Origin of the sequence: Blastococcus goldschmidtiae (genome assembly GCF_031845325.1) — a bacterium.
Lineage (GTDB): Bacteria > Actinomycetota > Actinomycetes > Mycobacteriales > Geodermatophilaceae > Blastococcus > Blastococcus goldschmidtiae.
This window is the reverse complement of the sequence record NZ_JAVREI010000001.1, coordinates 708,172-732,669: the sequence shown is the minus strand read 5'-3', so window position 1 is coordinate 732,669 and position 24,498 is coordinate 708,172. Positions and strand designations below refer to the sequence as shown.

The window sequence follows — 24,498 nt, the reverse complement described above, 5'->3', positions numbered from 1 at the left end:
GTCCCGCGCAGGCGTGATGGACGCGCTCAGCGCAGCAGGGGTACGGCACGTGGCTGCGGTGCGATCCGGAGGATCGCAATGTCATCGCGTCAGCTCATGACGCCCCGGCGGAAGCCGATGGCGACGGCCTCCGCGCGGTCCTTGGCGCCGAGCTTGCGGAACAGCCGCCGGGCGTGGGTCTTGATGGTGTCCTCGGACAGGTAGAGCTCGCGGCCGATCTGGGCGTTGCTCTTGCCCTGGCTCATGCCGGTGAGCACCTGCATCTCGCGCATCGAGAGGGCGGCGGCGGGAGCGACCTCCCGGACCGTCGAGCGCACGGTGGTCGGGGTCGAGCCCGCCAGCGGGGTGGCTCCGCTCCACGACGAGGCGCCGGCCATCTGCGGGCCCGAGTGCTGCTGCGGGATGCGGGCACCCTCGGGACGCAGGCCGACCCGCGACAGGCCCAGGCCCATCTCGATCGGGCTGGCGTCCCAGCGGAGGTAGCCGCGGGCGCCGAAGGCCACGGCCGCCCGGACGCTCTCCGCGTCGTCGGGCGCGCCGAGCACGAGCACCGGCAGGCCGGGGTGCGCGCGCAGCGCCTGGGTGGCGGCGGTGAGACCGGAGTCGACCGCGCGCTGGGTACCGACGATGAGGACGTCGGGGATGCGCGTCTCCAGCCGCGACGTCAGCGACCCGGGGTCGCCCACCACCTCGACCCGGCCGACGAAGGACAGCGCGACCAGGCGCGAGGCGACGTCGTCCCGGACCCGCCGGCGCTCGTCGTACACCCACACGGTCGCACCGGGACTACCGGTCGCGCGCATCCTGTCCTCGATCACGCCTGCTCCTCGCTCAGCCCGGCGGTCGGTGCCGGGTCCGTACCGGCCGGGGCTGACCCCGGTCGGGTTGCCGCTCGGGCGGGGGCCCCACCGGGGAGCCCCGCGCCCTCGCGCTCGTCGCACACGGATCCGGGTCTCTCCCCCTCCCGGATCCGGTACGGCGTGAACCCACCTTGATCGAGTCCAGGGGCCGGCAACAGCGGCTCTCACCCTCGGGGGTGAGCGCCACGGACGGGTGGCCGCCGCGAAAAGTTGCGATCACGGCGTGTTTGACCATGCAGGGCCTCGGGCACCGCCGCCTGTGAAGGCCGGACGTCCTCCGGCTCGTTCGAAGCCTGGAGGCGAGCATGGCCGACATCCGCAGACTCCCGACGCCCGTGGCCGAGGTCTGGGACTGGCAGCTCCACGGTTCCTGCCGTGGCGAGAACACGTCTCTCTTCTTCCACCCCGACGGCGAGCGGGGGCCCGCCCGGGCGCGGCGTCAGGCCGCGGCCAAGGCGGTCTGCGGTCGCTGCCCGGTCGTCGACGCCTGCCTCAAGCACGCGCTCTCGGTGCGTGAGCCCTACGGCGTCTGGGGTGGGATGAGCGAGGAGGAGCGGGCCCGGCTGATCGCCGCCGAGCCGGCCGCCGTCGCAGCCGGGGTGTAGCAGCCCGGAGACGTCGAGAGGGCCCGGTCCAGGATCCTGGACCGGGCCCTCTCGTGTGCGCGGTGGGCGGTGCGCCGTCGGGCGTCTTCCCTCACCGCAGCGCGTCCTCCCTCACGGTGTGCGGTGAGGGAGGACGCACTGGGATCAGGTCACCTGATCCCAGCGGCGACGATCAGTGGGAGTGGCCGTGGCCGCCGTGCGAGTGGCCGTGGGTGTGGTGCCCGCCGGCGTGCTCGTCCTCCTCCTCCGGGGCCTCGACGACCGCGGAGTCGGTGGTCAGGATCATCGCCGCGATCGAGACGGCGTTCTCCAGCGCGGCCTTGGTGACCTTGACCGGGTCGATGACGCCCTGGGCGGCGAGGTCGCCGTACTCCCCGGTCGCGGCGTTGAAGCCCTGGCCCTTGCCGGCCTCGCGGGTCTTGCTGACCACGACGCGACCCTCGAAGCCCGCGTTCTCCGCGATCTGCACCGCGGGGGCGTCCAGGGCGGTGCGGACGGCGCGGGCGCCGGTCAGCTCGTCGCCCTGCAGGTCGAGGGCGTCGACCGCCTCCGCCGCGTGCACCAGCGCCGAGCCGCCGCCGGGGATGACCCCCTCCTCGACCGCCGCGCGGGTGGCCGCGATGGCGTCCTCGATGCGGTGCTTGCGCTCCTTGAGCTCGACCTCCGTGGCGGCGCCGACGCGGATGACGCCGATGCCACCGGCCAGCTTCGCGAGGCGCTCCTGGAGCTTCTCGCGGTCCCAGTCGGAGTCGGTGTTCTCGATGTCGCGGCGGATCTGGGCGACCCGGTCGGCGATGGTGTCGGACGTGCCGCCACCGTCGACGATCGTGGTGGCGTCCTTCGTGACGGTGACGCGGCGCGCGGTGCCGAGCACCTCGAGGCCGACCGACTCCAGGGAGAGGCCGACGTCCTCGCTCACGACCTGGCCGCCGGTGACGATGGCGAGGTCGGTCATGAAGGCGGTGCGGCGGTCACCGAAGTAGGGCGACTTCACCGCGGCGACCTTGATGGTCTTGCGGATCGAGTTCACGACGAGGGTGGACAGCGCCTCGCCCTCGACGTCCTCGGCGACGATCAGCAGCGGCCGGGCACCCGAGCCGAGCACCTTCTCCAGCAGCGGGAGCAGGGTGGCCAGGGCGCCGATCTTGCCGCTGACCAGCAGCACGAGGGCGTCGTCCAGGACGGCCTCCATGGCCTCCTGGTCGGTGACGAAGTACGGCGAGAGGTAGCCCTTGTCGAACTGCACGCCCTCGGTGACGTCCAGGTCGGTCTCGAGGGTGTTGCTCTCCTCGACGGTGATGACGCCGTCCTTGCCGACCCGCTCCATGGCCTCGCCGATGAGCTCGCCGACGGTGGCGTCCTGGGCGGAGATGGTGGCGACGCCGGAGATGGCGGCGCGGTCCTCGACCGGGGTGGCGGCGGCGTCGAGCGCGGCGTGCACCGCCTCGAGCGCGGCGCGCATGCCACGGCCCAGCGCCATCGGGTTGGCCCCGGCGGCGACGTTGCGCATGCCCTCGTGGACCAGGGCCTGCGCCAGCACGGTGGCGGTGGTGGTGCCGTCACCGGCGACGTCGTTGGTCTTGGTGGCGACGTTCTTCGCCAGCTGCGCGCCGAGGTTCTCGTAGGGGTCCTCGAGGTCGATCTCGCGGGCGATGGTCACACCGTCGTTGGTGATCGTCGGTGCGCCGAACTTCTTGTCGATGACGACGTTGCGGCCGCGGGGGCCGATGGTCACGCGGACGGCGTCGGCGAGCTTGTCTACGCCGCGCTCGAGCGCGCGGCGGGCGTCCTCGTTGAATTTGATGATCTTGGCCATGAAGGGACCTCTCGATCAGGAGTACGGGTGGGTCGGGCGGAAGGCCCAACGACGACCGCCCCGGGACCCGGTGTTCGGGTCGCCGGGGCGGTCGGGTGAGCGCGAGGGCTCAGTGCTGCTGGGGAGAGGTCACTTCTCCACGACGGCGAGCAGGTCGCGGGCGGAGAGCACGAGGTACTCCTCGCCGGCGTACTTGACCTCGGTGCCGCCGTACTTGGAGTAGATGACCACGTCGCCCACGTTCACGTCGAGCGGGACGCGGTTGCCGTTGTCGTCGATGCGGCCGGGGCCCACGGCGACGACGGTGCCCTCCTGGGGCTTCTCCTTGGCGGTGTCCGGGATGACCAGACCGGAGGCGGTGGTGGTCTCGGCCTCGTTGGCCTGGACCACCACACGGTCCTCCAGCGGCTTGATGCTGACCTTGGTAGCGGTCGTCACGTCGGTGACGCCCCCTTCGGGATAGGACGGCAGATGGAGGTACTGCTGGTGGTGCTGATGCTGTGGCACGGGGTCCGGGCACCCGCCGTCGCGGGGGTCGGGCGCCAGCCCGTGTCGGTTGGCACTCTACCTACGAGAGTGCCAGCCACTCAACCCGGTCCCCGCAGGAGGTGACGGCGGGGCACGGACGCGCGTACGCCAGGCTGTGGCGGTGGACCCGGACAGCGAGGCGCAGGCCGCCGAGACGGTGCGCCAGCTGCGTGCGCTGGCCACGCCGGAGGGTGCCGCGGCCCTGACGCGGGCAGGCGCCCTGCTGGACGCCGGGGCGGACCCGGTTGCCGGGCTGACCCGGCTGCGCGCCGAGGTCGGCACGGACCTGGCCGGGCCCGCGTGGGGCATCGCCCGCCAGCGGCTGAAGGCGCGGCCGACGTTCGGCTCCGACGCCGACCGGCTGCTCTTCACCGCCGACACCCTCGAGCAGGCCGGTCGCCCGGAGCTCGCCGCCCGTCGCGCGGCCCGGCTGCTGGCCGGCGGTGCCGATTCCGTCGCCGACCTCGGCTGCGCGGCCGGCACGGACACGATCGCCCTGGCCCGTGCGGGCGCCCGCGTGCTGGCCGTCGACGTCGACCCGGTCGCCCGGGAGCTGACCGCCGCCAACGTCGAGGCGCTGGGGGTCGCCGACGACGTGTGGGTGGTCGCCGGCGACGCCGTGGAGCTGGTTGCGGCGGCCCGCGGCGGCGAGGTGGCCGGGTGCGGAGCCGCCGTCCTCGACCCGGCACGGCGGGCCGGCGGCCGGCGGCTGCTGGACCCCGACCGGTGGTCCCCGCCGTGGTCGACCGTCACCGCGCTGCTGGAGAAGGTGCCCACCTCGGTGGTGAAGGTCGCGCCCGGGCTCGACCACGAGCGGGTGCCGGCCGGCGTGGAGGCGGAGTGGGTGTCGCTCGGTGGCTCGATCGTCGAGGCGCTGCTCTGGGGTCCGGCGGTCTCCGCGACCTGGCGGCGGGCCGCGCTGGTGCGCAACGGCGTCGTCCACGAGCTGACCGCCGAGGCCGACCCCGGGCTCGCCGAGGCCGGACCGGTGCGCGGGTGGCTGCACGAGCCGGACCCGACGGTCATCCGCTCGGGCCTGGTCGCGGTGGTGGCCGCCGACCTCGGCGCCACGCTGGTCGACCCGACGATCGCCTACCTGTCCTCCGACGGCCCCGCGGACTCCCCGTGGGTCAGCTCCTACCGGGTCGACGAGGTGCTGCCGTTCAACCTCAAGAAGCTCCGGGCGCTGCTGCGCACCCGCGGCGTCGGGCGCGTCGTGGTCAAGAAGCGCGGCTCCCCCATCGAGCCGGAGTCGCTCGCCCGGCAGCTGCGCACCGATGCCCGCGGGACGGCGACCGTCGTCGTCACCCGCGTCGCCGGCGCCCCGACCGTGCTGGTCTGCGACGTCGCGGGCTGACGACCTCCGGAGACCGGACCCGGCGCCGCTAGCGTGCAGACGTGATCATGACCGTCGCCGTCGTGGGCGTCGTCCTCCTCGGCTGCCTGGCGGCCTTCCAGGTCCTGCTCGTCGCGGGTGCACCACTCGGCCGGTACGCCTGGGGCGGCCAGCACGTCGTCCTCCCGGTGACGCTGCGCATCGGCAGCGCGGTCTCCATCGCCCTCTACGCGGTCTTCGCCCTGGTGGTGCTCCAGGCGGCCGATGCCGTCGACGTGCTCCCGTCCGGCCAGGCCGACGTCGGCATCTGGGTGCTGACGGCATACCTGGGTATCGGCGTGGTCATGAACGCCGTCTCGCGCAGCCGGCCGGAACGCCTGATCATGACGCCCGTCGCCCTCGCCCTGGCCGCGGTCTGCCTGGTCCTGGCCCTGCAGTGACCGCCGGGACGCGGCTCAGCGGCTGACGACGTCGATCGGCAGGGCGCTGTCGGCGCCGAGGTCCGGGGCCGACGGCGCGACGCCCGCCGCGACCAGGCGGGAGCCGAGCGCGGCCACCATCGCGCCGTTGTCGGTGCACAGCTTCGGGCTGGGCACCCGCAGCACGATCCCGGCCTTCTCGCAGCGCTCCTCTGCGAGAGCTCGCAGCCGCGAATTGGCCGCCACGCCCCCGCCCAGCACCAGGTGGTCGACGCCGTGGTCGCGGCAGGCGCGCACCGCCTTGGCGGTGAGCACGTCGGCGACCGCCTCCTGGAAGGACGCCGCGACGTCGGCCAACGGCACCGGCTCCCCGGCCCGCTGCCGGGCCTCCACCCAGCGGGCGACGGCGGTCTTCAGCCCGGAGAACGAGAAGTCGTAGGGCGCGTCGCGCCGGCCGGTGAGCCCGCGCGGGAACGCGATCGCCGACGGGTCGCCGTCGCGGGCGGCCTTGTCGATCGGCGGACCGCCGGGGAAGGGCAGGCCGAGGACGCGGGCGACCTTGTCGAAGGCCTCCCCCGCGGCGTCGTCGATGGTGCGCCCCAGCGGCTGGACGTCCTGGGCGAGGTCGGGGACGAGCAGCAGCGAGCTGTGCCCGCCGGAGACCAGCATCGCGATCGACGGCTCGGCCAGCGGGCCGTGCTGCAGTTCGTCGACGGCGACGTGGGCGGCGAGGTGGTTGACGCCGTACAGCGGCTTGTCCAGCGCGAGCGCGTAGGCCTTGGCCGCGGCGACGCCGACCAGCAGCGCGCCGGTCAGCCCGGGCCCGCTGGTGACCGCCACGGCGTCGATGTCGGAGGCACGGATGCCGGCGTCGGCCAGGGCGCGGTGCACCGTCGGCACCATCGCCTCCAGGTGGGCGCGAGAGGCGATCTCCGGCACCACGCCCCCGAAGCGCTCGTGTTCCGCCATGGAGGTCGCCAGGGCGTCGGCCAGCAGGGTGTGCCCGCGCACGATGCCGACGCCGGTCTCGTCGCACGAGGTCTCGAACCCCAGGACCAGTGGCTCGCTCATGGCTTCTCCCTCCTCATGACCACCGCATCGGTCCCGCTGGGCTGGTAGTAGCCGCGGCGGCGGCCGATCTCGGTGAACCCACGACGGCGGTAGAGCTCCTGGGCGTGCTCGTTGTCCGCGCGCACCTCCAGCAGCACGACCGGGCTGCGGCGGTCGGCCTCGGCCAGCAGCGCGTCGAGCAGCTGCGCGCCGATGCCCTCGCCCTGCCGGGCGCCGGCCACGCCGATCGTCGCGACGTGCGCCTCGTCGTCGTAGGCGATCAGGCCGGCGTAGCCGACCACGGCCCCCTCGTCGTCGGCCACGAGGTAGTGCCGGGTGCCGGTCTGCGCCAGCTCCTCGCGGTACATGGCCGCGGTCCAGGTGTCGGGGGCGAAGAGCTCCTCCTCGAGCGCCATGACCGCATCGAGGTCGGCCAGGCGCATCGGCCGCAGCGCGGTCACTGCGTCACCGCCTTGATCGCCGTGGGCGGCACGGCGTCCGGCCGGCGCAGGTACAGCGGCACCAAGGGGGCCGCCGACCCGGGATGGGCGAGCTGGGCCGAGGCGGCGCGCAGCAGCCCCGTCGTCGTCACGTCGGCGCGGTGGACGGGCGTGCCGAGCCGCTCGGCGAACGCCGGGTCACCGGCGAACGGACCGGACCGGCCCAGCTCCTCCGGGCGCACCACCCCGGGCCCCTCGACGCGGGCACCGTCCGCGTCGTACGCGGCCCAGTAGACCTCCTTGCGGCGGGCGTCGGTGACCACCGTGCGCGCTCCGGAGCCGACGGCGTCCAGGGAGCAGACCCCCACCACGGGCAGTCCGCGGGCGTCGGCCAGCGCCGCGGCGGTCACGATCCCCACCCGCAGCCCGGTGAACGGCCCCGGCCCGAGTCCGGTGACCACCGCGTCGAGGTCGGCGAGCGCGACCCCGGCGTCGACCAGCGCCGCCCGGATCGCGGGGGTGAGCAGCTCGGCGTGCCTCGTGCCCGAGGGCACCGCCTGCTCGGCCAGCACCTCGGTGGCCTCCGGCGACCACCGGGCCACGCCGGCGACCAGGGTCGGGGTGGCGGTGTCGAGCGCGAGGACGAGCACGAGAGCCCAGGGTAGTGCGCACGGGCAGCGGGGCCTTCCGGGCGGCGTCCGGTCAGCCGGCCGGGCGCTCGTGCACGATCTCCGGCCCGTCCTGCTCGTCGACCTGCTCCCCCACCACCGCGAAGCCGAGCGACCGGACCAGCCGCAGCGAGGGCTCGTTGGCCGGGCCGACCGAGGCCCGCACGATCCGGACGCCGGGCTCCCGGGCGGCCCGGTCCAGCAGCGAGCGCACCGCTGCCCGCGCATATCCGCGCCGGCGGTGCTCCGGGTCGATCGAGTAGCCGACCTCCACCATGCCCCGGTCGTCCGGCGGACCGTGGAAGCCGGCCCGTCCGACGGCGAGCCGGCGCTCCGGATCCCACACGACGGCGGTGATCCACGCGGCGCTCGGCGGATCGGTGCGGACCTGCTCGGCGCGCATCGACCACACCCAGCGGCACTCGGGCCCGGCGAGGTACGGGCTCAGCGGTACCGGGGCCCTCGCCTCCGCGGCGGCCTGGTCGCCGTCGCCGAGCGCCTGCAGCGCATCCGGCGGCAGGCGGACCAGCTCCACCCGGACGCCGTGTCGGTCGGTCACGACGCGGACGGTACCGAGGCACCTGCCGCGGATCCCCCGGCCGCTCGGGGGAGAATGCCCCGCAGCCCGGCGACGAGCCGGAGCCGGGACGGGAGTTCCGGTGCGGCTCCTCGGGAGGACGTGGTCGTGGTCCAGGACGACGCGGCGGCACCGGTCCGCCCGGGACTGGTGGGCCAGCTGGTCCGCTTCGTGATCGTCGGCGGCTTCTCGGCGATCGTCGACCTGTCGGTGTACTTCCTCGGCCTGCACCTCGGGCTGTCCACCCACGTCGCGCGGGCGCTGAGCTTCATCGCCGGAACCACCACCGCCTACGCCCTCAACCGGCGCTGGGCCTTCCAGGTGACCGGCGGCGCCCGGCGGGCCGGGAGCTTCGCGCTCCTCTACGGGACGACGTTCTTCCTGATCCTGGGCGTGAACGCGCTCGCGCTGCTGGTGCTGCCGGAGTCGTCGTGGCGCATCACGCTGGCCTGGGCGATCTCCCAGGGCCTGGGCACGGCCTGGAACTTCGTGATGCTGCGGCTGGTCGTCTTCCGTCACTGAGCGCGGGGCTCAGCCGATCCGCTGCTCCCAGCCGGGGCCGTGCGGCACGAGCAGGACGGTGCGGACGTCGTCGTCGCGCCGGTCCAGGCGCACCTCGAGGTGCTCGTCGGTCAGCTGCTCGACCAGACCCTGCCCCCACTCGACGACGGTGACCGAGTCGGCGACGGTGACGTCGAGGTCCAGGTCGTCGACGTCGGCCGCGCCCCCCAGCCGGTAGGCGTCGACGTGCACCAGCGGCAGGCGCCCGCCGGTGTGCACGCGGGCTATGACGAACGTGGGCGAGGTGACCGGCTCGGCCACACCCAGCCCGCGCCCGAGGCCCCGGGTCAGCGCGGTCTTCCCCGCCCCGAGGGGCCCCACCAGGATGACCAGGTCCCCGGGGACGACGATCCCGGCCAGCGCCGCGCCCAGTGCCTCGGTGTCCTCGACGGTCGGGAGCAGGTGCTCGGCCTTCACGCAGGACCTCCCAGCGACTCGGCGACGGCGGTGAGGTCGGCCAGCAGGCCGGCCCGGGGCGCGCCCTTCGGCCCGAAGCGGATCGCCGCCGACGGGTGGTAGGTCGCCCAGACGGACCGTCCGCCGACCTCGTGCGGGCGACCGCGCACCGCGGCCAGCACCGTGCGCGGGCCGAGGAACCACTTCGCCGACGACAGACCCAGTGCCACCACGACGGGCGCGTCGAGCAGCTCGAGCTGGCGGCGCAGCCACCCGCTGCAGCGGGCCACCTCCGGAGCCTTCGGCGTGCGGTTCCCCGGCGGGCGGCACTTGACGATGTTGAGGACGGCCGCCTCGGCGCGGTCCAGGCCGGCCTCGCCCAGCAGGTGGTCGAGGAGCTGGCCGGACTTCCCGACGAACGGCCGGCCGGTCTCGTCCTCGGTGGCTCCCGGCGCCTCGCCGACCAGTACCAGCCGCGGCCGGCCGGACGCCGGGACGTCGCCGACGACGACGTGCTGCCGGGTGGCGGCGAGCTCGGGGCAGGCGACGCAGTCGCGGGCCACCGTGGCCAGCGTGCTCCAGTCGGGGGACGCGGCCGCAGTGCGCGCCACCTCCTCGGCGGCCGCGTCGGGCGCCGGCGATCGGGGGGCCATCGTCAGCGACCCGCGCTCTGCGCGGCCGCGACCCGGCGCAGCAGCCCGGTGAGCGCTTCGTCCACCACGTCGGGCTTCTCCAGGAGCACCATGTGGCCGGCGCCGGGTACGACGACGAACTCCACACCGCTGTCGCCCGCACCCTCGAGGCGCGCGACGATGAGCTCGCTGTGCTCCTTGGGGATCATCCGGTCGGCGTCGCCGGTGAGGACCAGCGTCGGAACGCGGCGCAGCGGCTCCAGGGCACCCGTCTCGTCCAGCCCGGCCAGCGACGGGTAGAACTCGGCGATCACGTCGACCGGCGTCCCGGCGATCATCGCGTCGAGGTAGTGGACGAGCGCGGGGTCGACGTCGGGCGAGGCGAAGGACAGCGAGCGCGTGACGACCGAGATCAGGTCCGCGGCCGCCCGCCGGGTGCCTTCCGCGATGGCCGGCCGGCGGCGCATCGTCCACGCCGCGATCGGCAGCACCGTCGCCCGCACGCGCGTGAGGAACTCGGGCAGGCCGAAGGTCAGGTCGGCCAGGTTGCCGCTGGAGGTGGACAGCAGCGCCGCCCCGACGATCCGGGCGCCGAACAGTTCGGGGCGCAGCGCGGCCAGCCCCATGACGGTCATGCCGCCCATGGAGTGGCCGACCAGGACGACCGGGCCCCGAGGCACCCGTGCGTCCAGCACCACCGCCAGGTCGCTGGCCAACTGCTCGATGGTCGAGTGCTCACTCGGCCCCCGCCCCGACGCGCCGTGCCCGCGCTGGTCGTAGAAGACCAGCCGGGCGGTGGGCCGGTGACCGTTCGCCGTGGCCAGCTGCGCGGCGAGGGTCCGGCGCTGGAAGGCCCAGGAGCCCATCGACAGGGTATAGCCGTGGACGAAGACGACGGTCAGCGGCGCATCCGGCGGGCCGACCTCCTCGACGTTGAGCAGCACCCCGTCGGCGGCGCGCACCAGGGCCGTGCGGTCCGCGCGCCGGGCGTCGGGACCGAGCGGGTCGCTGGCCCGCAGCTCCGCGTCCGGCACGGCCGCGAGGTCGGCCGGTCGTGGGGCCCCGACGCTCAGCCGGCGCCGGGCGATCCGGGTGAGCGCGACGCCTGCGGCGGTCCCGGCCGCGGCCAGGCCGACCAGGGCGCCGACCACGCCGACGGTGTGCGCGCTGGGGTGCGGGAGCTGCGGTGCGCGCGCCATCAGACCGAACCGGCCGAGCCGACGTAGCGGCGGGAGAAGCGCCCGCCGACCCGGGTGACCAGCTCGTAGTGGATGGTGTCGCCCGCGTCGGCCCACTGCTGCGCCGTCGGCTCGCCGTCGTCCCCTGGCCCCCAGAGCACGACGTCGTCGCCAGGCGCGATCCCGTCGTCGCCGACGTCGAGCACGAACTGGTCCATGCACACCCTGCCGGCGATCCTCCGCTGCTCGCCCGCGGCGAGGACCGGCGCCCGGTTGCCCACCGCCCGCGGGATGCCGTCGGCGTAGCCGACCGGTACGAGGGCCAGCGTCGTCTCCCGCTCCGTGGAGTAGGTGTGCCCGTAGGAGACGCCGGCACCGGCCGGCACCCGCTTGGTGTGGGCGACCTGCGCGCGCACCGTCATCGCCGGGCGCAGGCCGTGCTGCCGGGGGTCCCCACCCATGGGGTCCAGCCCGTAGAGGGCGATGCCGGGCCGCACGAGGTCGAACCACGTCCCGGGCAGCGCGATGGTCGCGGCCGAGTTGGCCAGGTGCCGCCGGGCGTCGGTGAGCCCCGCGTCCCGGGCCACCGCCACGGCCTCCTCGAAGACCCGCACCTGGGCGCCGATGGTGGGGTGCGTGGGCGCGTCGGCATACGCCAGGTGGCTCCACAGACCGACGACGGCGAGCTCCCCGTCGGCCTGCGCGCGGGCCGCGGCGGCGACGAGGCCCGGCCAGTCGTCGGGGGTGGCGCCCTCGCGGGAGAGCCCGGTGTCGACGGCCAGGTGCACGCGGGCGGGCCGGCCCGCGGCACGGGCGGCGGCGAGCACCTCGTCCAGCCCCCAGCCGGCGCTGACGGAGAGCTCGACGTCGGCGGCGAGTGCGGCCGCGACGTCCGTGCCCGGCCCGTTGAGCCAGGCGAGGACCGGTGCGGTCACCCCGGCGGCGCGCAGGGCGAGCGCCTCGGCCACGACGGCGACCCCGAGGCAGTCCGCGCCGCCGGCGAGGACCGCGCGCGCCGCGGGCACCAGGCCGTGCCCGTAGCCGTCGGCCTTGACCACGGCCATGAGCGGGCGGCCGACCCGCTCGCGCAGCACGGCGGTGTTCGCGGCGATCGCGTCGAGGTCGACGACCACCTCCGCGCGGCCGGCTCCCGGAGATGTGGTCACGCCTGCGAGTCTCCCAGGAGGGCCGGTGGGACCCCGCACACGTGTCCGACGGCTTCCGGCAGCCGCCGCACCAGGTCGCCGGCGATCAGGGGCCCGCGCCGCGCGGCGAGCCGGCCCGCCCGGCCGTGCAGGTGGGCGGCGACGGCGGCCGCCTCGGCGGTGTCCAGGCCGGTGGTGCCCTGGGTCGCGAGGACGGCTCCGGCGATGCCGCTGAGCACGTCGCCGGTGCCCGCGGTCGCCAGGTCCGCGGTGCCGGTGCCGTTCACGAACGTGGTCCCCCCGGGGTCCGCGACGACGGTGGCGTCGCCCTTCAGCAGGACCACGGCCCCCAGGTCCGCGGCCAGCCGCCGGGCCGCCCCGATCCGGTCGGTGCCCACGGGCGTGCCGAAGCGCTCGAACTCGCGGTCGTGCGGGGTGAGCACCGTCGGTGCGCTCCGCCGCCGCACCAGCTCCGGCTCGCGGGCCAGCAGCGTGAGGGCGTCGGCATCGACCAGCACCGGCAGGTCGGTGGCCAGCACCTCCGCGAGGACGGCGCGCGCGCCCTCGTCGGTGCCGCCGCCGGGCCCGACCACCCACGCCTGCACCCGTCCAGCGTCCCCGGGCCCGCCCTCGGTCACGAGCGCTTCGGGCCACGCCGCGCGGACGCCGTCGGCCGCTCCCCCGGCGTAGCGGACCAGGCCGGGACGGGTGCGCAGGGCGGCGCCCGTGCACAGCACCGCCGCCCCCGGGTAGGTGGCCGATCCGGCGAGGACGCCGACGACGCCCTGGGAGTACTTGTCGTCCCCCGCCGACGGCGGCTCGAGGCGGGCCGCGACGTCGGCGTCGGTGAGCTGCCAGGCCGTCGCGACGGGCAGGTGGTGGCCCAGCCCGATCTCGACGAGGTGCACCTGCCCGGCGTGGCCCCGCCCCTCCCCCACGACCAGCCCGCGCTTCACCGCCCCGAAGGTGACCGTGTGCATCGCGGGGAAGGCGACCCCGTCCACCTCTCCGGTGGATGCGTCGATGCCGCTGGGGACGTCGACGGCGACGGCGATGCCCGCGCCGCCCGCGGCTGCCCACGTGAGCTCGACCGCGTCCCGCCGCAGCCCGCCGCGGCCGCCGATGCCCAGCATCCCGTCCAGCACCAGGTCGGCGCGCCCGATCAGCGGCGGTGCAGCCGGGTCGGAGGCGGCCAGCACCCGCCCACCGGACCGCCGCAGGGCGGACAGCCCCGCGGGGTGCGCGCGCTCGGGGTCCAGGAGGACGGCGGTGACGCGGGCTCCCCGGCCGGCCAGGCGCGCACCGGCGAACAGCGCATCGCCACCGTTGTTGCCGCTGCCCACCAGCAGGGCGACCCGCCGTCCGTAGACCGCGCCGAGCAGGCGTCCGCACACCGAGGCCAGACCCGCGGCCGCGCGCTGCATCAGCGCGCCCTCGGCGGTGGCGGCCAGCAGCGGCGCCTCGGCCGCCCGGACCTCCTCGGCGGTGTACAGGCCGATCATCCGGCGTCCCCCCGGGCGGCGAGGCCCTCGGCCACGACCACGGCCGAGGCGATCCCGCCGTCGTGGCTGAGCGAGACGTGCCACGTGGTCACCCCGAGCTGGGCGGCCCGGCCGGCGACGCTCCCGCGCACCTCCAGGTGCGGGCGGCCGTGGTCGCCGACGGTGACCTCGGTGTCGTGCCACCGCAGGTCGCCGGGCGCGCCGAGCGCCTTGGCCAGCGCCTCCTTGGCGGCGAAGCGGGCGGCCAGCGACTCGCTGCTGCGTGCCGCGCCCGACGGCGTGACCTGCTCGGCCGCCGTGAACAACCGGTCCCGCAGCGCAGGCGTGCGCAGGAGCGACGCGGCGAAGCGCTCGACCGGCACGACGTCGATCCCGACCCCGATGATCACCCGGTCAGTGTGCCCGGCCGCACGCTCGAACGCCGGTCACGTCGCACCAGGCCCCGTCCCGGGTCCCGCCCTGAGCGTGCGAAGGGTGGGGAGGACGGGGTCCTTCACTCGACGGTGACGGACTTGGCCAGGTTGCGGGGCTGGTCGACGTCGAGCCCCCGCGCGGAGGCGATCTCGCACGCGAGCACCTGCAGGGGCACGGTCGTCACCACCGGCGCGAGGAGGGTTGGGGTGCGCGGCACGCGGATCAGGTGGTCGGCGTAGGGGACGACGTCGTCGTCCCCGTCCTCGGCGATCACGATGGTGCGCGCTCCCCGTGCGCGGACCTCCTGGATGTTGCTCACGACCTTGCCGTGGACCGAACCGCGGCTCACCGGGGACGGGACGACGACCACCACCGGCGTGCCCTGGTCGATCAGCGCGATCGAGCCGTGCTTGAGCTCGCCCGCGGCGAACCCCTCGGCGTGGATGTAGGCCAGCTCCTTGAGCTTGAGCGCGCCCTCGAGAGCGACCGGGAAACCGACGTGACGCCCGAGGAACAGCAGGGTGTTCTCGTCGGCCAGGTTCCGGGCCAGCTCACGGACCGGTTCCATCTCGTCGAGGACGGTGGCGATGTGCTCCGGGAGCTTCCGCAGGTTTTCGACGATGGCGCCGACTTCGTCGGCGTACTTGACCCCGCGCACCTGCGCGAGGAACAGGCCGACCAGGTAGCAGGCCACGACCTGGGTGAGGAAGCCCTTGGTGGAGGCGACGGCGACCTCGGGACCGGCGTGGGTGTAGAGCACGGCATCGGACTCTCGGGGGATGGTCGACCCGTTGGCGTTGCAGATGGCCAGGATGCGCGCCTTCTGCTCCTTGGCGTGCCGCAGCGCCATCAAGGTGTCCATCGTCTCGCCGGACTGGCTGATGACGATCACCAGCGTGGACCGGTCCAGCACCGGGTCGCGGTAGCGGAACTCGCTGGCCAGCTCGACCTCGACCGGGATGCGCGTCCAGTGCTCGATGGCGTACTTGGCGATCATCCCCGCGTGGTACGCCGTGCCGCAGGCGACCACGAAGATCTTGTCGACGTCGCGCAGCTCCTGGTCCGACAGGCGCACCTCGTCGAGGACGAGTTCACCGGCCGGGCCCAGACGGCCGAGCAGGGTGTCGGCGACCGCCTGCGGCTGCTCGGCGATCTCCTTGAGCATGAACCAGTCGTAGCCGCCCTTCTCGGCCGCTGCGGCGTCCCAGTCGACGCTGTACGCGGTCGGCTCGACGGCGGCGCCGGCGAAGTCGGTCACGGTGACACCACGCGTGCGGTGCAGCTCGACGACCTGGTCCTGCCCGAGCTCGAGCGCGTCACGGGTGTGCCCGATGAAGGCCGCGACGTCGGAGCCCAGGAAGTACTCCCCGTCGCCGACGCCGACGACGAGGGGGCTGCTGCGCCGCGCAGCCACGAGGGTGTCGGGCTCGGCGGCCGCCGTGGCGACCAGCGTGAAGGCGCCCTCGAGCCGGCTGCACACCAGGCGCATCGACTCCGCCAGGCGGCCCTCACCGGCCGGGGTCCGTGCGTAGGCGGCCGCCAGCAGGTGCGCGGCGACCTCGGTGTCGGTTTCGGACCCGAACTCGACACCGGCGGCCTCCAGCTCGCTGCGCAGCGAGGCGAAGTTCTCGATGATGCCGTTGTGGACGACCGCGACCGCGCCGTCCTCGGACAGGTGCGGGTGGGCGTTGCGGTCGGTCGGGCCCCCGTGGGTCGCCCATCGCGTGTGCCCGATCCCGACCGTCGCCTCTGGGAGGGGCTGTTCGGCCAGCACCTTCTCCAGGTTGGCCAGCTTTCCCGCCTTCTTGGCCGAGGTCAGCTCACCGTCCGCGACGACGGCGATGCCCGCCGAGTCGTAGCCCCGGTACTCCAGTCGGCGCAAGCCTTCCAGGACGACGTCCCGGGCGTCCTGCGGGCCGACGTATCCCACGATGCCGCACATCTGACCGAGGGTACCGGGGGTGGCGGACCGATCCGTCCAGTGCGCGGTCGAATCGCCCGCGGGCACCACAGCCGTGCCTCACGTCCCCAGCAGTCACACGAGGGAGGTCAGTGGACGGCGGCGACCACGTCTGCGAGACGGCGGGCGACGGCGTCGGCCAGGTCCTGCGTGGGGGCCTCGACCATCACCCGGACCAACTGCTCGGTGCCGGAGGGGCGCAGCAGCACCCGGCCGGTGTCACCGAGCTCCGCCTCGACGGCGTTCACGGCCTCGGCGACCTCGGTGCTCTCCGACACCGCCATCCGGTCGGTGACCGGCACGTTGATCAGGACCTGCGGCAGCTTCTGCACGACGGCGGCCAGCTCTGCCAGGGAGGCACCGGTGGCCGACATCCGGGCCATCAGCGCCAGCCCGGTGAGCAGCCCGTCGCCGGTCGTGGCGTGGTCGAGGAAGACCAGGTGGCCGCTCTGCTCGCCGCCCAGGCTGAGCCCGCCCGAGCGGAGGGCCTCGAGCACGTACCGGTCGCCCACGGCAGTGGTCTGCACGGCGATGCCGGCGTGGCGCATGGCGTGGTGGAAGCCGAGGTTGCTCATGACGGTCGCCACGACCGTCCCGTCCGTGAGGTCGCCGCGCTCGTGCATCGCGAGGGCGCAGACGGCGAGGATCGCGTCGCCGTCCACCACGCCCCCGTCGGCGGTCACCGCCAGGCAGCGGTCGGCATCCCCGTCGTGGGCGAGGCCCAGGTCGGCGCCCTGCGCCCGGACCGCCTCGATCAGCGGCTCCAGGTGGGTTGAACCGATGCCGTCGTTGATGTTCCAGCCGTCGGGCGCGCAGCCGATGGCGTGCACGGTGGCACCGGCGCGGCGGTACACCTCGGGTGCGACCGCGGCGGCAGCGCCGTGCGCCCCGTCGACGACCACGGAGACGCCGCGCAACGGCTGGTCGACGGCCGCGAGCAGGTGTGCGACGTAGTCGTCGACGGCACCGGACAGCGGGACGACACGGCCGACCCCGGCGCCGGTGGGCCGGTGCCCCAGCGGGTGACCGTCGGCGACGGACTGCTCGATGGCCGCCTCGACGGCGTCGGGCAGCTTGTGCCCACCCCGGCTGAACAGCTTGATGCCGTTGTCCGGCATGGGGTTGTGACTGGCCGAGATCATGACGCCGAGATCCGCGCCGGTCGAGGCGGTCAGGTGCGCCAGGGCCGGCGTGGGGACGACACCGGCGAGGAGCACCTCGGCCCCCGCACTGGCCAGCCCCGCCACGACGGCGGCCTCCAGCATCTCCCCGCTGGCCCGGGGGTCGCGGCCGACGACCGCGACGGGACGCGAGGTCCCGTCGCGGTCGGCGAGCACGCCTGCGGCGGCACGAGCCACCGAGAGCGCCAGCTCCGGCGTGAGGTCGGCGTTGGCACGACCCCGCACGCCGTCGGTCCCGAACAGGCGACCCACGGACGTACCGGTCAGCGCTTGGAGTACTGGGGCGCCTTGCGGGCCTTCTTCAGCCCGTACTTCTTGCGCTCGATGACGCGCGGATCACGGGTCAGGAAGCCGGCCTTCTTGAGGGCCGGACGGTCGTCGGGCTCGATCTCGATCAGCGCCCGGGCGATGCCCAGTCGGAGAGCACCGGCCTGACCGGAGACGCCACCGCCGTGCAGCAGGCCGATGACGTCGTACTGCTCACCCTTCTCGAGGATGGTGAACGGCTCACGGATGAGCTGCTGGTGCACCTTGTTCGGGAAGTAGTCCTCGATGGTGCGGCCGTTGAGGGTGAACTGGCCGGTGCCGGGCACGAGGCGCACGCGGACGATGGCCTCCTTGCGGCGGCCGACGGTCTGGATCGGACGCCCGTCGGCGTCGGTCACGGTCAGAGCGCTGGTCACTGGGCCACCTGCTTGATCTCGTAGTTCTGGGGCTGCTGAGCAGCGTGGGGGTGCTCGGGGCCGGCGTAGACCTTGAGCTTCTTGAGCATCTGACGGCCCAGGCTGTTGTGCGGCAGCATGCCCTTGATCGCGCGCTCGACGACGCGGTCGGGGTGGGTGCGCAGCTGGTCGCCGACGTTGATGGTCTTCAGACCACCCGGGTGACCGGAGTGGCGGTAGGCCACCTTGTCGTCCCGCTTGCTGCCCGTGAGGGCCACCTTGCCGGCGTTGACGATGACGACGAAGTCACCGACGTCGACGTGCGGGGCGTACTGCGGCTTGTGCTTGCCGCGCAGGAGCTGCGCGGTCTGGCTGGCCAGTCGACCGAGCACCACATCGGTGGCGTCGATGACGAGCCAGGCCCGGTCGATCTGACCGGGCTTAGGGGTGTACGTGCGCACGGCGCTCGTGTCCTCCGTCGTCGTCGGGATGCTGGTGGATCGCCTCGCCGAGCACGGGAGACGGAGCTGCACGCGCGGCACCAGCCGGCACACGCGCCAACCGGGCACCTTACCAGCCGCCGCGGGCCACCCGACCTCTCGCGGGGTGGCACGAGGATCCCGGCTCCGGCAGTGTGACCGACGTCATGGCAGCGGGGTCGGACCTGCGGGGCCCCGGAGGACGAGAGGCGGGCCAGAGCACGTGCGGTGGGTGACCTACGCGTCGGCGGTCGACGGGACGGACCGGGTGGGCCTGCTCGAGGACGGCGAGATCCACGGGCTCCGGTCACCGGCCCGGCTGGTCGACCTGCTCGGGGACGACGGCGAGCGGCTGGCGCGCGCGGCCGAGGAGGCCCGCCGGGATCCCGCGGAGGTGGTGCCCCTGGGCACGGCGTCGCTACGGGCGCCCGTGCCCGTACCGCCGTCCATCCGTGACTTCATGGCCTTCGAGGAGCACGTCTGCAACGCCCGCGGCCTCCCGCGGGGCGGGCTGGAGCCCGGGTTCTACGACGCCCCGGTGTTCTACTTCACCAACCCCGCCGCCGTCCTGGGCCCGCACGACGACGTCCCGGTCTCCCCGGGCTCGGCCGCCTTCGACTACGAGCTGGAGCTCGGTGTGGTCGTCGGACGCCCGGGCGCCGATCTCGACCCCGCCGAGGCCGAGCAGCACGTCGCCGGCTACCTGGTCTTCTGCGACTGGAGCGCCCGCGACCTGCAGAAGGCGGAGATGCGCCACGGTCTGGGCCCGGCGAAGGGCAAGGACGGCGCCACCACCCTGGGGCCGGCCCTCGTCACCCCCGACGAGCTGGCGCCGCGCCGGCTGGGCAGGGCGTTCGACCTGCAGGCGCGGGTGACCGTGAACGGCCGGCCCTCCACGACGTCGAACTTCCGCGATCCGCTCTGGTCGATCGGCGAGCTGCTGGCCTACGCCTCGCGAGGCACCCGGCTGGTGCCGGGGGACGTCATCGGCAGCGGCACGGTGGGCGCCGGCTGCCTCCTCGAGCTGTCCGCGCTGCACGGCACCGAGGCCTACCCGTGGCTGCACCCGGGAGACCGGGTGCAGCTCTCCGTCGAGGTGCTCGGCGACATCACGACCACCGTCGTCGAGGGGGCGCCGCTGCGCCCGCTGCGACGACGGGACGAGCACGGCTGAGAGGAGCGGGCGTGTCAGGACACGGAGCCGACGGAGGAGCGCTGCCGGACCCGAGGGTGGAGGAGGTCGCCGAGGGGGTGTTCGCCTACATCCAGCCCGACGGCAGCTGGTGGATCAACAACACCGGCTTCGTCGTCGGCCGATCCCGGGTACTCGCCATCGACGCCTGCTCCACCGAGCGGCGCACCCGGGGTCTCCTGGCGGCGATGCAGCGGGTGACCGCCGCACCGGTGCGCACCCTGCTCAACACCCACCACCACGGCGACCACACCTTCGGTAACGGCTACTTCCCCGAGGCGACGATCATCGGCCACGAGGAGACCCGCCGGCTGATGATCGGCCAGACGCCGCCGCCCGACGGCGTGCTCTTCGAGCCGGTGGAGTGGGGCGAGCTGCCCCCGGCCCCGCCGTTCCTCACCTACCGCGACGGCGTGGACGTCTGGGTCGACGATCGCCGGGTGGACGTCCGCCACGTCGGCACCGCGGCGCACACCACGAACGACTCGATCGCCTGGCTCCCCGAGGAGAAGGTGCTGTTCACGGGCGACCTGGTCTTCAACGGCGGCACCCCGTTCCTGCTGGCCGGGTCGATCGCCGGCGCGCTCGACGCGCTGGATCGGCTCCGTGCGCTGTCACCGCGGGTGGTCGTCCCGGGCCACGGGGCGGTGTGCGGGCCGGAGATCTTCGACCGGACCGAGGGCTACCTGCGGTTCGTGCAGCGCACCGCCGAGCAGGCGCACGCCGCCGGGCTGTCCCCGCTGGACGCCGCGCGGCAGACCGACCTCGGGGAGTACGCCGAGTGGCTGGACCCCGAGCGGATCGTCGGCAACCTGCACCGCGCGCTCCTGGAGATCGGCGGCGCCGGACGGGGCGCGGAGATCGACGCGTTCGGCGCGCTGCGCGACATGGTGACCTACCACGGCGGCCCACTGCGCTGCTACGCCTGAGGAGTGCAGCGGCGCCTCGCCGTGCGGCTAGCGGACCTCGCGCAGCCGTCCGGTCGTCACGTCGTAGACGGTGCCCCGCACCTCGCGGGAGAGCAGGTAGGGGCTCTCCTTGATCAGCCGCATGGACTCGCGCACGTCGTCGTCCACGTCGGTGAACGTCCGGGCGGCCCACGGCGGACGGCGGCCGGTCGCCTGCTCGACCGTGTCCGCGAAGGTGACGTCATCGGTGGACTGGAGGCCGCACTCGGTGTGGTGCACCAACACGATCTCCCGCGTGCCCAGGGCGTGCTGGGAGAGGGTCAACGAGCGGATGACGTCCTCGGTGATGACGCCGCCGGCGTTGCGGATGACGTGCGCGTCACCGACCTCGAGCCCCAGGACGCCGAACAGCGGGATCCGTGTGTCCATGCAGGCCACCACGGCGACCTCGCGGGCCGGGCGCACCGGCTTGCTGCCCGGGAACTGCTCCGCCCACCGCTCGTTCGCCTCGAGCATCCGGTCGATCTCGGCCACGTGTGCCTCCTTGCCGTCGCTGATCGCTGGACCTTATCCAGGCCGCTCAGCCGGCGCGGCCCCGGCGGGCCTGCTCGCTCACCCGGTCGGGGGTCAGGCGGGGCCGTCCGCCGGCGTGGCCGACCGTGAGCGCCGCCGCGGCACCGGCCGCCCAGGCGGCGTCCTCGGGCCCCTCGCCGCGCAGCAACGCGGTGGTCAGCGCCGCCACCGAGGCGTCGCCCGCACCCGTGGGATCGACCGGGTCGTCGCCGAGCAGCGGCACGAGCACCTCCCCGTCCGTCCACCGCGGACCGGCGCCGCCCTCCCCCGCACTCCCGAGGGGCGGGCCCGCCCGCCAGGCGACGAGGTCCCCGGCCGGCCCCGTGGCCAGCGAGACCAGCCGCGGCCCGGCGGACAGCAGCTCGGCCGCGGCGGCGCGGGCGTCGTCGACCCCGTCCAGCTCCCGGCCCACCAGCAGCGCCGCCTCGCGCGCGTCGGCCCGGACCACGTGGGCCCGCGCCAGCAGGGCCGTGCGGGTCCTCTCGTCGGCGGGCGCACCGTCGACCACGACGAGTGCGTGCGCCGGGGCGAGGTCCAGCGCGGCGCGGACCGCGTCGCCGGGCTGCTGCAGCTGCACGCTCACCCCCCGGGCGGCCGCGAGGAGGCCGGCGGCCGCGTGCACGTCCTCGACGGTCAGGAGCGTCTCCGCCGGGACGTCCTCCACCAGCCGACGGTCGCCGTCGGCCCCCACCAGGTCGGTCAGGACGGCGGTGCGTGAGCTCCGGCGGAGCACGACCGCGCCGACGTCGATGCCGTCGGCCGCGGCCTGCTGCCGCACCTCCCGGCCCGCCCCGTCGTCCCCGACCACGCCCACCAGCGCGACCGGCACGGCCAGCTGGGTGAGCGCGACGGCCTGGTTGGCGCCCTTGCCGCCGAGCAGCTCGCGCCGCTGCCCCTCGTGGACCACCACGTCGCATCCGATCTGCCCCAGCACCACGACGTCGGCCACTCCGTGCCCCCTCCCGCTCGATCAGCGAGGATGTGCCCCGTGCGGACGGTCGAGGAACACCAGGCGGCGGTCACCGCCCTGCTCCCCCTGATGCCCGAGGAGTCCCTCCCCGTCGCCGCGGCACACGGCCGGGTCCTCGCCCGCGACGTCGTGGCGGCGGTCGCGCTGCCCGGCTTCGACAACTCGGCGATGGACGGCTACGCCGCGCGCTGGGCGGAGGTCGGCGGTGCCGCGGGCCGGCCCGTGCGGCTGCCCGTGGCCGAGGACATCCCCGCCGGCCGCACCGACGTCGTCCCCCTGGCGCCGGGCACGGTGCACCGCATCATGACCGGCGCCCCCCTCCCCCCCGGCGCCGACGTCGTCGTCCCGGTCGAGCTCACCGACGGCGGCACCGAGCTGGTGGAGATCCGCGACTCCCCCGCCGCCGGCACGCACCTGCGGCGGGCCGGCGAGGACATCGCCGCCGGGGCCGTCGCCCTGTCCGCCGGCTCCCCGCTGGGCGCCGCCCAGCTCGGTCTGGCCGCCGCGGTGGGCCTGACCGAGCTGCCCGTGCGCCGCCGCCCCCGGGTGCTGGTCCTCTCGACCGGCAGCGAGCTCGTCGCCCCGGGAGAGCCGCTCCAGCCCGGGCAGATCTACGAGTCCAACTCGCTGCTGCTCGCCGCGGCCGTGGAGGAGGCCGGCGGGGTGCCGCGCCGGCTGCACTTCGTCCCCGACGACGTCGAGCAGTTCCTCGGCACGGTGCGCGCGGAGCTCGCTGGGCGGGCGGGGGAAGCGCCGGACCTGCTGGTCACGAGCGGAGGCGTGAGCGCCGGCGCCTACGAGGTGGTCAAGGACGCCTTCGCCGGGCTGGGCACCGTCGAGTTCGGCAAGGTCGCCATGCAGCCGGGCGGGCCGCAGGGGGCCGGCACCGTCGACGGCGTCCCCGTGGTGACGCTGCCCGGCAACCCGGTGAGCGCCTTCGTGTCCTTCGAGGTCTTCGTCCGCCCGGCGCTGCGCCGCGCGCTGGGTCATGCCTCGCCGGACCGGCTGCGCGCCCCGGCCCGGCTGACCGGACCGCTGCGCTCGCCGGGGGGCCGCCGGCAGTTCCTGCGCGGGCGGTACGACGGCGGCGAGGTCTTCCAGGTCGGCGGCCCCGGCTCGCACCTGGTCGCGCACCTGGCGCGCGCGAACTGCCTGGTCGTCGTCCCCGAGGACGTCACCGAACTGGCTGCCGGCGCCGAGGTCGACGTCGTGCTGATCGAGGGAGCGTTGCGGTGAGGCGACAGCGAGTGAGCATCGCAGCGAGGCGGCCGCCGACAGGGAGGGAGCATCGCAGCGAGGAACGAGCGAGGAGCGGACCGACCGCGGAGGCGGCCTGGGGCGTGGAGCGAGGAGCGGAGCGAGCGCGGAGCCGAACAGGAGGAACACTGCGATGAGCGAGACGAGACTGACCCACGTCGACGAGAGCGGCGCCGCCCGCATGGTCGACGTCAGCGCCAAGGCGGTGACCGCGCGGCAGGCGACCGCCGCCGGGCGCGTGCTGGTCAGCGCGGAGGTCGTGGGCCTGCTGCGCGGCACGGGCGTGCCCAAGGGCGACGCCGTCGCCGTGGCGCGCATCGCGGGCATCGCGGGGGCCAAGCGGACGCCGGACCTCGTGCCGCTGTGCCACCCGATCGCCCTGCACGGGGTCACCGTCGACATCGAGGTGGCCGACGACGCCGTCGAGATCACCGCCACCGCGCGCACCGCCGACCGCACCGGGGTGGAGATGGAGGCGCTCACCGCCGTGACCGTCGCCGGCCTCACCATGATCGACATGGTCAAGGCCGTCGACCCGCGGGCCACGATCACCGACGTCCGGCTGCTGCGGAAGTCCGGCGGGAAGAGCGGGGACTGGACACGCAGCAGTCCGCAGGACTCTCGCGCAGCGGATGAGGGGCAGCTGCGGTGAGCGAGCTGCCCCCGAACGCCCGCGCGCTGGTCGTCACCGCCTCCAACCGCGCCGCCGCCGGCGTCTACGAGGACCGCAGCGGCCCGGTGCTCGCCGCCGGGCTCGCCGAGCTCGGCTTCCACGTGGAGGGCCCCAAGGTCCGCCCGGACGACGTCGACGAGCTGGCGGACGTGCTGCGCGCGGCCGTGGACGCCCACATCGAGGTCGTCCTCACCACCGGCGGCACCGGGCTCTCCCCCACCGACGTCACCCCGGAGGCGACCCGCCGGGTGCTGGAGCGCGAGGCGCCCGGCATCGCCGAGGCGGTCCGCCGGTACGGGGCGGACAACGGCGTGCCGACGGCGGTCCTCTCCCGTGGGGTGGCCGGCACCGCGGGGCGCACGCTGATCGTCAACCTGCCGGGCTCCACCGGCGGTGCGAAGGACGGGCTCGCGGTGCTGGCGCCGCTGCTCCCCCACGTGATCAGCCAGCTCCGCGGCGGCGATCATGAAAGGGCATGACAGGAGCCGCCCTGCGAGGGTCGCTTCCCGGTGCGGG

General features: G+C 74.9%; 28 protein-coding genes. 9 read left to right on the top strand and 19 right to left on the bottom strand.

All coding sequences use genetic code 11. From position 1 onward, the window contains the following. Positions 1–89: 89 nt before the first annotated feature. Complete coding sequence (locus RM425_RS03730; RefSeq protein ID WP_449495073.1) at positions 90–818, bottom strand: response regulator transcription factor; 729 nt, start codon at positions 816–818, stop codon at positions 90–92. Between the two features lie 347 nt (positions 819–1,165). Between RM425_RS03730 and RM425_RS03725 the strand changes: the two genes are divergently transcribed. After that, positions 1,166–1,465, top strand: coding sequence for a WhiB family transcriptional regulator (locus tag RM425_RS03725; protein ID WP_091770065.1), 300 nt, complete (start codon positions 1,166–1,168; stop codon positions 1,463–1,465). 172 nt (positions 1,466–1,637) lie between these two features. Here the strand turns inward: RM425_RS03725 and groL are convergent, their stop codons facing one another. Both groL and groES read right to left on the bottom strand, forming a co-directional pair. After that, positions 1,638–3,281 carry a chaperonin GroEL gene (gene groL, locus RM425_RS03720; RefSeq protein WP_311343812.1) on the bottom strand — a complete coding sequence of 548 codons (1,644 nt, stop codon included), beginning with the start codon at positions 3,279–3,281 and terminating at the stop codon, positions 1,638–1,640. Positions 3,282–3,410: 129 nt separating this feature from the next. Further along, a complete protein-coding gene (gene groES / locus RM425_RS03715) occupies positions 3,411–3,788 on the bottom strand; it encodes a co-chaperone GroES (protein WP_449495072.1) in 378 nt (125 codons plus the stop codon). A gap of 142 nt (positions 3,789–3,930) precedes the next feature. Between groES and RM425_RS03710 the strand changes: the two genes are divergently transcribed. Then, positions 3,931–5,166, top strand: a complete 1,236-nt coding sequence (locus RM425_RS03710) for a class I SAM-dependent methyltransferase (protein ID WP_311343811.1) — start codon at positions 3,931–3,933, stop codon at positions 5,164–5,166. Between the two features lie 47 nt (positions 5,167–5,213). Then, positions 5,214–5,585: a hypothetical protein gene (locus tag RM425_RS03705; RefSeq protein WP_311344029.1), complete on the top strand. Its 372-nt coding sequence runs from the start codon at positions 5,214–5,216 to the stop codon at positions 5,583–5,585. Between the two features lie 15 nt (positions 5,586–5,600). Here RM425_RS03705 and tsaD read toward each other — a convergent pair whose 3' ends face one another. Genes tsaD through RM425_RS03685 form a run of 4 tightly spaced genes read right to left on the bottom strand, consistent with a single transcriptional unit; the run spans position 5,601 to position 8,281 of the window. Then, positions 5,601–6,635, bottom strand: coding sequence for a tRNA (adenosine(37)-N6)-threonylcarbamoyltransferase complex transferase subunit TsaD (tsaD, locus tag RM425_RS03700; RefSeq protein WP_311343810.1), 1,035 nt, complete (start codon positions 6,633–6,635; stop codon positions 5,601–5,603). Further along, positions 6,632–7,075: a ribosomal protein S18-alanine N-acetyltransferase gene (rimI, locus tag RM425_RS03695; protein WP_311343809.1), complete on the bottom strand. Its 444-nt coding sequence runs from the start codon at positions 7,073–7,075 to the stop codon at positions 6,632–6,634. The genes tsaD and rimI overlap by 4 nt, the downstream gene beginning before the upstream one ends. Next, positions 7,072–7,704 carry a tRNA (adenosine(37)-N6)-threonylcarbamoyltransferase complex dimerization subunit type 1 TsaB gene (tsaB, locus tag RM425_RS03690; protein ID WP_311343808.1) on the bottom strand — a complete coding sequence of 211 codons (633 nt, stop codon included), beginning with the start codon at positions 7,702–7,704 and terminating at the stop codon, positions 7,072–7,074. Before tsaB ends, rimI begins: the two co-directional genes overlap by 4 nt. 52 nt (positions 7,705–7,756) lie before the next feature. Beyond that, complete coding sequence (locus RM425_RS03685) at positions 7,757–8,281, bottom strand: GNAT family N-acetyltransferase (RefSeq protein WP_311343807.1); 525 nt, start codon at positions 8,279–8,281, stop codon at positions 7,757–7,759. Between the two features lie 126 nt (positions 8,282–8,407). Between RM425_RS03685 and RM425_RS03680 the strand changes: the two genes are divergently transcribed. Continuing rightward, entirely contained in the window at positions 8,408–8,821 is a 414-nt protein-coding gene (locus tag RM425_RS03680) for a GtrA family protein (protein ID WP_311343806.1), read from the top strand. 9 nt (positions 8,822–8,830) lie between these two features. On the opposite strand, the gene tsaE is transcribed toward RM425_RS03680, so the two are convergent. The 10 genes from tsaE to rplM all read right to left on the bottom strand — a co-directional run bounded on the left by tsaE (position 8,831) and on the right by rplM (position 18,391). Next, the gene (gene tsaE, locus RM425_RS03675) at positions 8,831–9,277 is read right to left on the bottom strand and encodes a tRNA (adenosine(37)-N6)-threonylcarbamoyltransferase complex ATPase subunit type 1 TsaE (protein WP_311343805.1); all 447 of its coding nucleotides are present in this window, start codon (positions 9,275–9,277) and stop codon (positions 8,831–8,833) included. Next, on the bottom strand, positions 9,274–9,909 hold the full coding sequence (locus RM425_RS03670; RefSeq protein ID WP_311343804.1) for a uracil-DNA glycosylase: 636 nt from the start codon (positions 9,907–9,909) through the stop codon (positions 9,274–9,276). The genes tsaE and RM425_RS03670 overlap by 4 nt, the downstream gene beginning before the upstream one ends. A gap of 2 nt (positions 9,910–9,911) precedes the next feature. After that, on the bottom strand, positions 9,912–11,087 hold the full coding sequence (locus RM425_RS03665; RefSeq protein ID WP_311343803.1) for an alpha/beta fold hydrolase: 1,176 nt from the start codon (positions 11,085–11,087) through the stop codon (positions 9,912–9,914). Next, the gene (alr, locus tag RM425_RS03660) at positions 11,087–12,232 is read right to left on the bottom strand and encodes an alanine racemase (protein WP_311343802.1); all 1,146 of its coding nucleotides are present in this window, start codon (positions 12,230–12,232) and stop codon (positions 11,087–11,089) included. The genes RM425_RS03665 and alr overlap by 1 nt, the downstream gene beginning before the upstream one ends. Beyond that, positions 12,229–13,713: an NAD(P)H-hydrate dehydratase gene (locus RM425_RS03655; RefSeq protein ID WP_311343801.1), complete on the bottom strand. Its 1,485-nt coding sequence runs from the start codon at positions 13,711–13,713 to the stop codon at positions 12,229–12,231. Before RM425_RS03655 ends, alr begins: the two co-directional genes overlap by 4 nt. Further along, positions 13,710–14,102, bottom strand: coding sequence for a holo-ACP synthase (locus RM425_RS03650; protein ID WP_311343800.1), 393 nt, complete (start codon positions 14,100–14,102; stop codon positions 13,710–13,712). The genes RM425_RS03655 and RM425_RS03650 overlap by 4 nt, the downstream gene beginning before the upstream one ends. A 104-nt stretch (positions 14,103–14,206) precedes the next feature. Continuing rightward, entirely contained in the window at positions 14,207–16,069 is a 1,863-nt protein-coding gene (gene glmS / locus RM425_RS03645; protein WP_311343799.1) for a glutamine--fructose-6-phosphate transaminase (isomerizing), read from the bottom strand. A 107-nt stretch (positions 16,070–16,176) separates the two neighbouring features. Further along, positions 16,177–17,520 carry a phosphoglucosamine mutase gene (glmM, locus tag RM425_RS03640; RefSeq protein ID WP_311343798.1) on the bottom strand — a complete coding sequence of 448 codons (1,344 nt, stop codon included), beginning with the start codon at positions 17,518–17,520 and terminating at the stop codon, positions 16,177–16,179. An 11-nt stretch (positions 17,521–17,531) separates the two neighbouring features. Continuing rightward, complete coding sequence (gene rpsI, locus RM425_RS03635; RefSeq protein ID WP_396137018.1) at positions 17,532–17,951, bottom strand: 30S ribosomal protein S9; 420 nt, start codon at positions 17,949–17,951, stop codon at positions 17,532–17,534. Then, positions 17,948–18,391 carry a 50S ribosomal protein L13 gene (rplM, locus tag RM425_RS03630; RefSeq protein WP_311343797.1) on the bottom strand — a complete coding sequence of 148 codons (444 nt, stop codon included), beginning with the start codon at positions 18,389–18,391 and terminating at the stop codon, positions 17,948–17,950. The genes rpsI and rplM overlap by 4 nt, the downstream gene beginning before the upstream one ends. Positions 18,392–18,641: 250 nt before the next feature. On the opposite strand from rplM, the gene RM425_RS03625 reads away from it, so the two are divergent. Next, positions 18,642–19,583, top strand: coding sequence for a fumarylacetoacetate hydrolase family protein (locus tag RM425_RS03625; RefSeq protein WP_311343796.1), 942 nt, complete (start codon positions 18,642–18,644; stop codon positions 19,581–19,583). A gap of 11 nt (positions 19,584–19,594) precedes the next feature. Further along, positions 19,595–20,530, top strand: a complete 936-nt coding sequence (locus tag RM425_RS03620) for an MBL fold metallo-hydrolase (RefSeq protein WP_311343795.1) — start codon at positions 19,595–19,597, stop codon at positions 20,528–20,530. Positions 20,531–20,557: 27 nt separating this feature from the next. On the opposite strand, the gene RM425_RS03615 is transcribed toward RM425_RS03620, so the two are convergent. Together RM425_RS03615 and RM425_RS03610 are read right to left on the bottom strand one after the other, a co-directional pair. After that, entirely contained in the window at positions 20,558–21,043 is a 486-nt protein-coding gene (locus RM425_RS03615) for a beta-class carbonic anhydrase (protein WP_311343794.1), read from the bottom strand. A 46-nt stretch (positions 21,044–21,089) separates the two neighbouring features. Next, positions 21,090–22,031 (bottom strand): PfkB family carbohydrate kinase, encoded by a 942-nt coding sequence (locus RM425_RS03610; protein WP_311343793.1) that lies wholly within the window; start codon positions 22,029–22,031, stop codon positions 21,090–21,092. A 39-nt stretch (positions 22,032–22,070) separates the two neighbouring features. Between RM425_RS03610 and moeA the strand changes: the two genes are divergently transcribed. The 3 genes from moeA to RM425_RS03595 all read left to right on the top strand — a co-directional run bounded on the left by moeA (position 22,071) and on the right by RM425_RS03595 (position 24,461). Continuing rightward, positions 22,071–23,288, top strand: coding sequence for a molybdopterin molybdotransferase MoeA (moeA, locus tag RM425_RS03605; protein ID WP_311343792.1), 1,218 nt, complete (start codon positions 22,071–22,073; stop codon positions 23,286–23,288). A gap of 154 nt (positions 23,289–23,442) precedes the next feature. Next, positions 23,443–23,961, top strand: coding sequence for a cyclic pyranopterin monophosphate synthase MoaC (moaC, locus tag RM425_RS03600; RefSeq protein ID WP_311343791.1), 519 nt, complete (start codon positions 23,443–23,445; stop codon positions 23,959–23,961). After that, on the top strand, positions 23,958–24,461 hold the full coding sequence (locus RM425_RS03595; protein ID WP_311343790.1) for a MogA/MoaB family molybdenum cofactor biosynthesis protein: 504 nt from the start codon (positions 23,958–23,960) through the stop codon (positions 24,459–24,461). Before moaC ends, RM425_RS03595 begins: the two co-directional genes overlap by 4 nt. Positions 24,462–24,498: the final 37 nt, after the last annotated feature.

Bases quoted from the DNA above. Each gene is read 5' to 3' on its own strand.
- glmS (WP_311343799.1), bottom strand. From the start codon at position 16,069: ATGTGCGGCATCGTGGGATACGTCGGCCCGCAGGACGCCCGGGACGTC.
- RM425_RS03655 (WP_311343801.1), bottom strand. From the start codon at position 13,713: ATGATCGGCCTGTACACCGCCGAGGAGGTCCGGGCGGCCGAGGCGCCG.
- RM425_RS03665 (WP_311343803.1), bottom strand. From the start codon at position 11,087: ATGGCGCGCGCACCGCAGCTCCCGCACCCCAGCGCGCACACCGTCGGC.
- tsaD (WP_311343810.1), bottom strand. From the start codon at position 6,635: ATGAGCGAGCCACTGGTCCTGGGGTTCGAGACCTCGTGCGACGAGACC.
- moaC (WP_311343791.1), top strand. From the start codon at position 23,443: ATGAGCGAGACGAGACTGACCCACGTCGACGAGAGCGGCGCCGCCCGC.
- groL (WP_311343812.1), bottom strand. From the start codon at position 3,281: ATGGCCAAGATCATCAAATTCAACGAGGACGCCCGCCGCGCGCTCGAG.
- RM425_RS03670 (WP_311343804.1), bottom strand. From the start codon at position 9,909: ATGGCCCCCCGATCGCCGGCGCCCGACGCGGCCGCCGAGGAGGTGGCG.
- RM425_RS03705 (WP_311344029.1), top strand. From the start codon at position 5,214: ATGACCGTCGCCGTCGTGGGCGTCGTCCTCCTCGGCTGCCTGGCGGCC.
- RM425_RS03725 (WP_091770065.1), top strand. From the start codon at position 1,166: ATGGCCGACATCCGCAGACTCCCGACGCCCGTGGCCGAGGTCTGGGAC.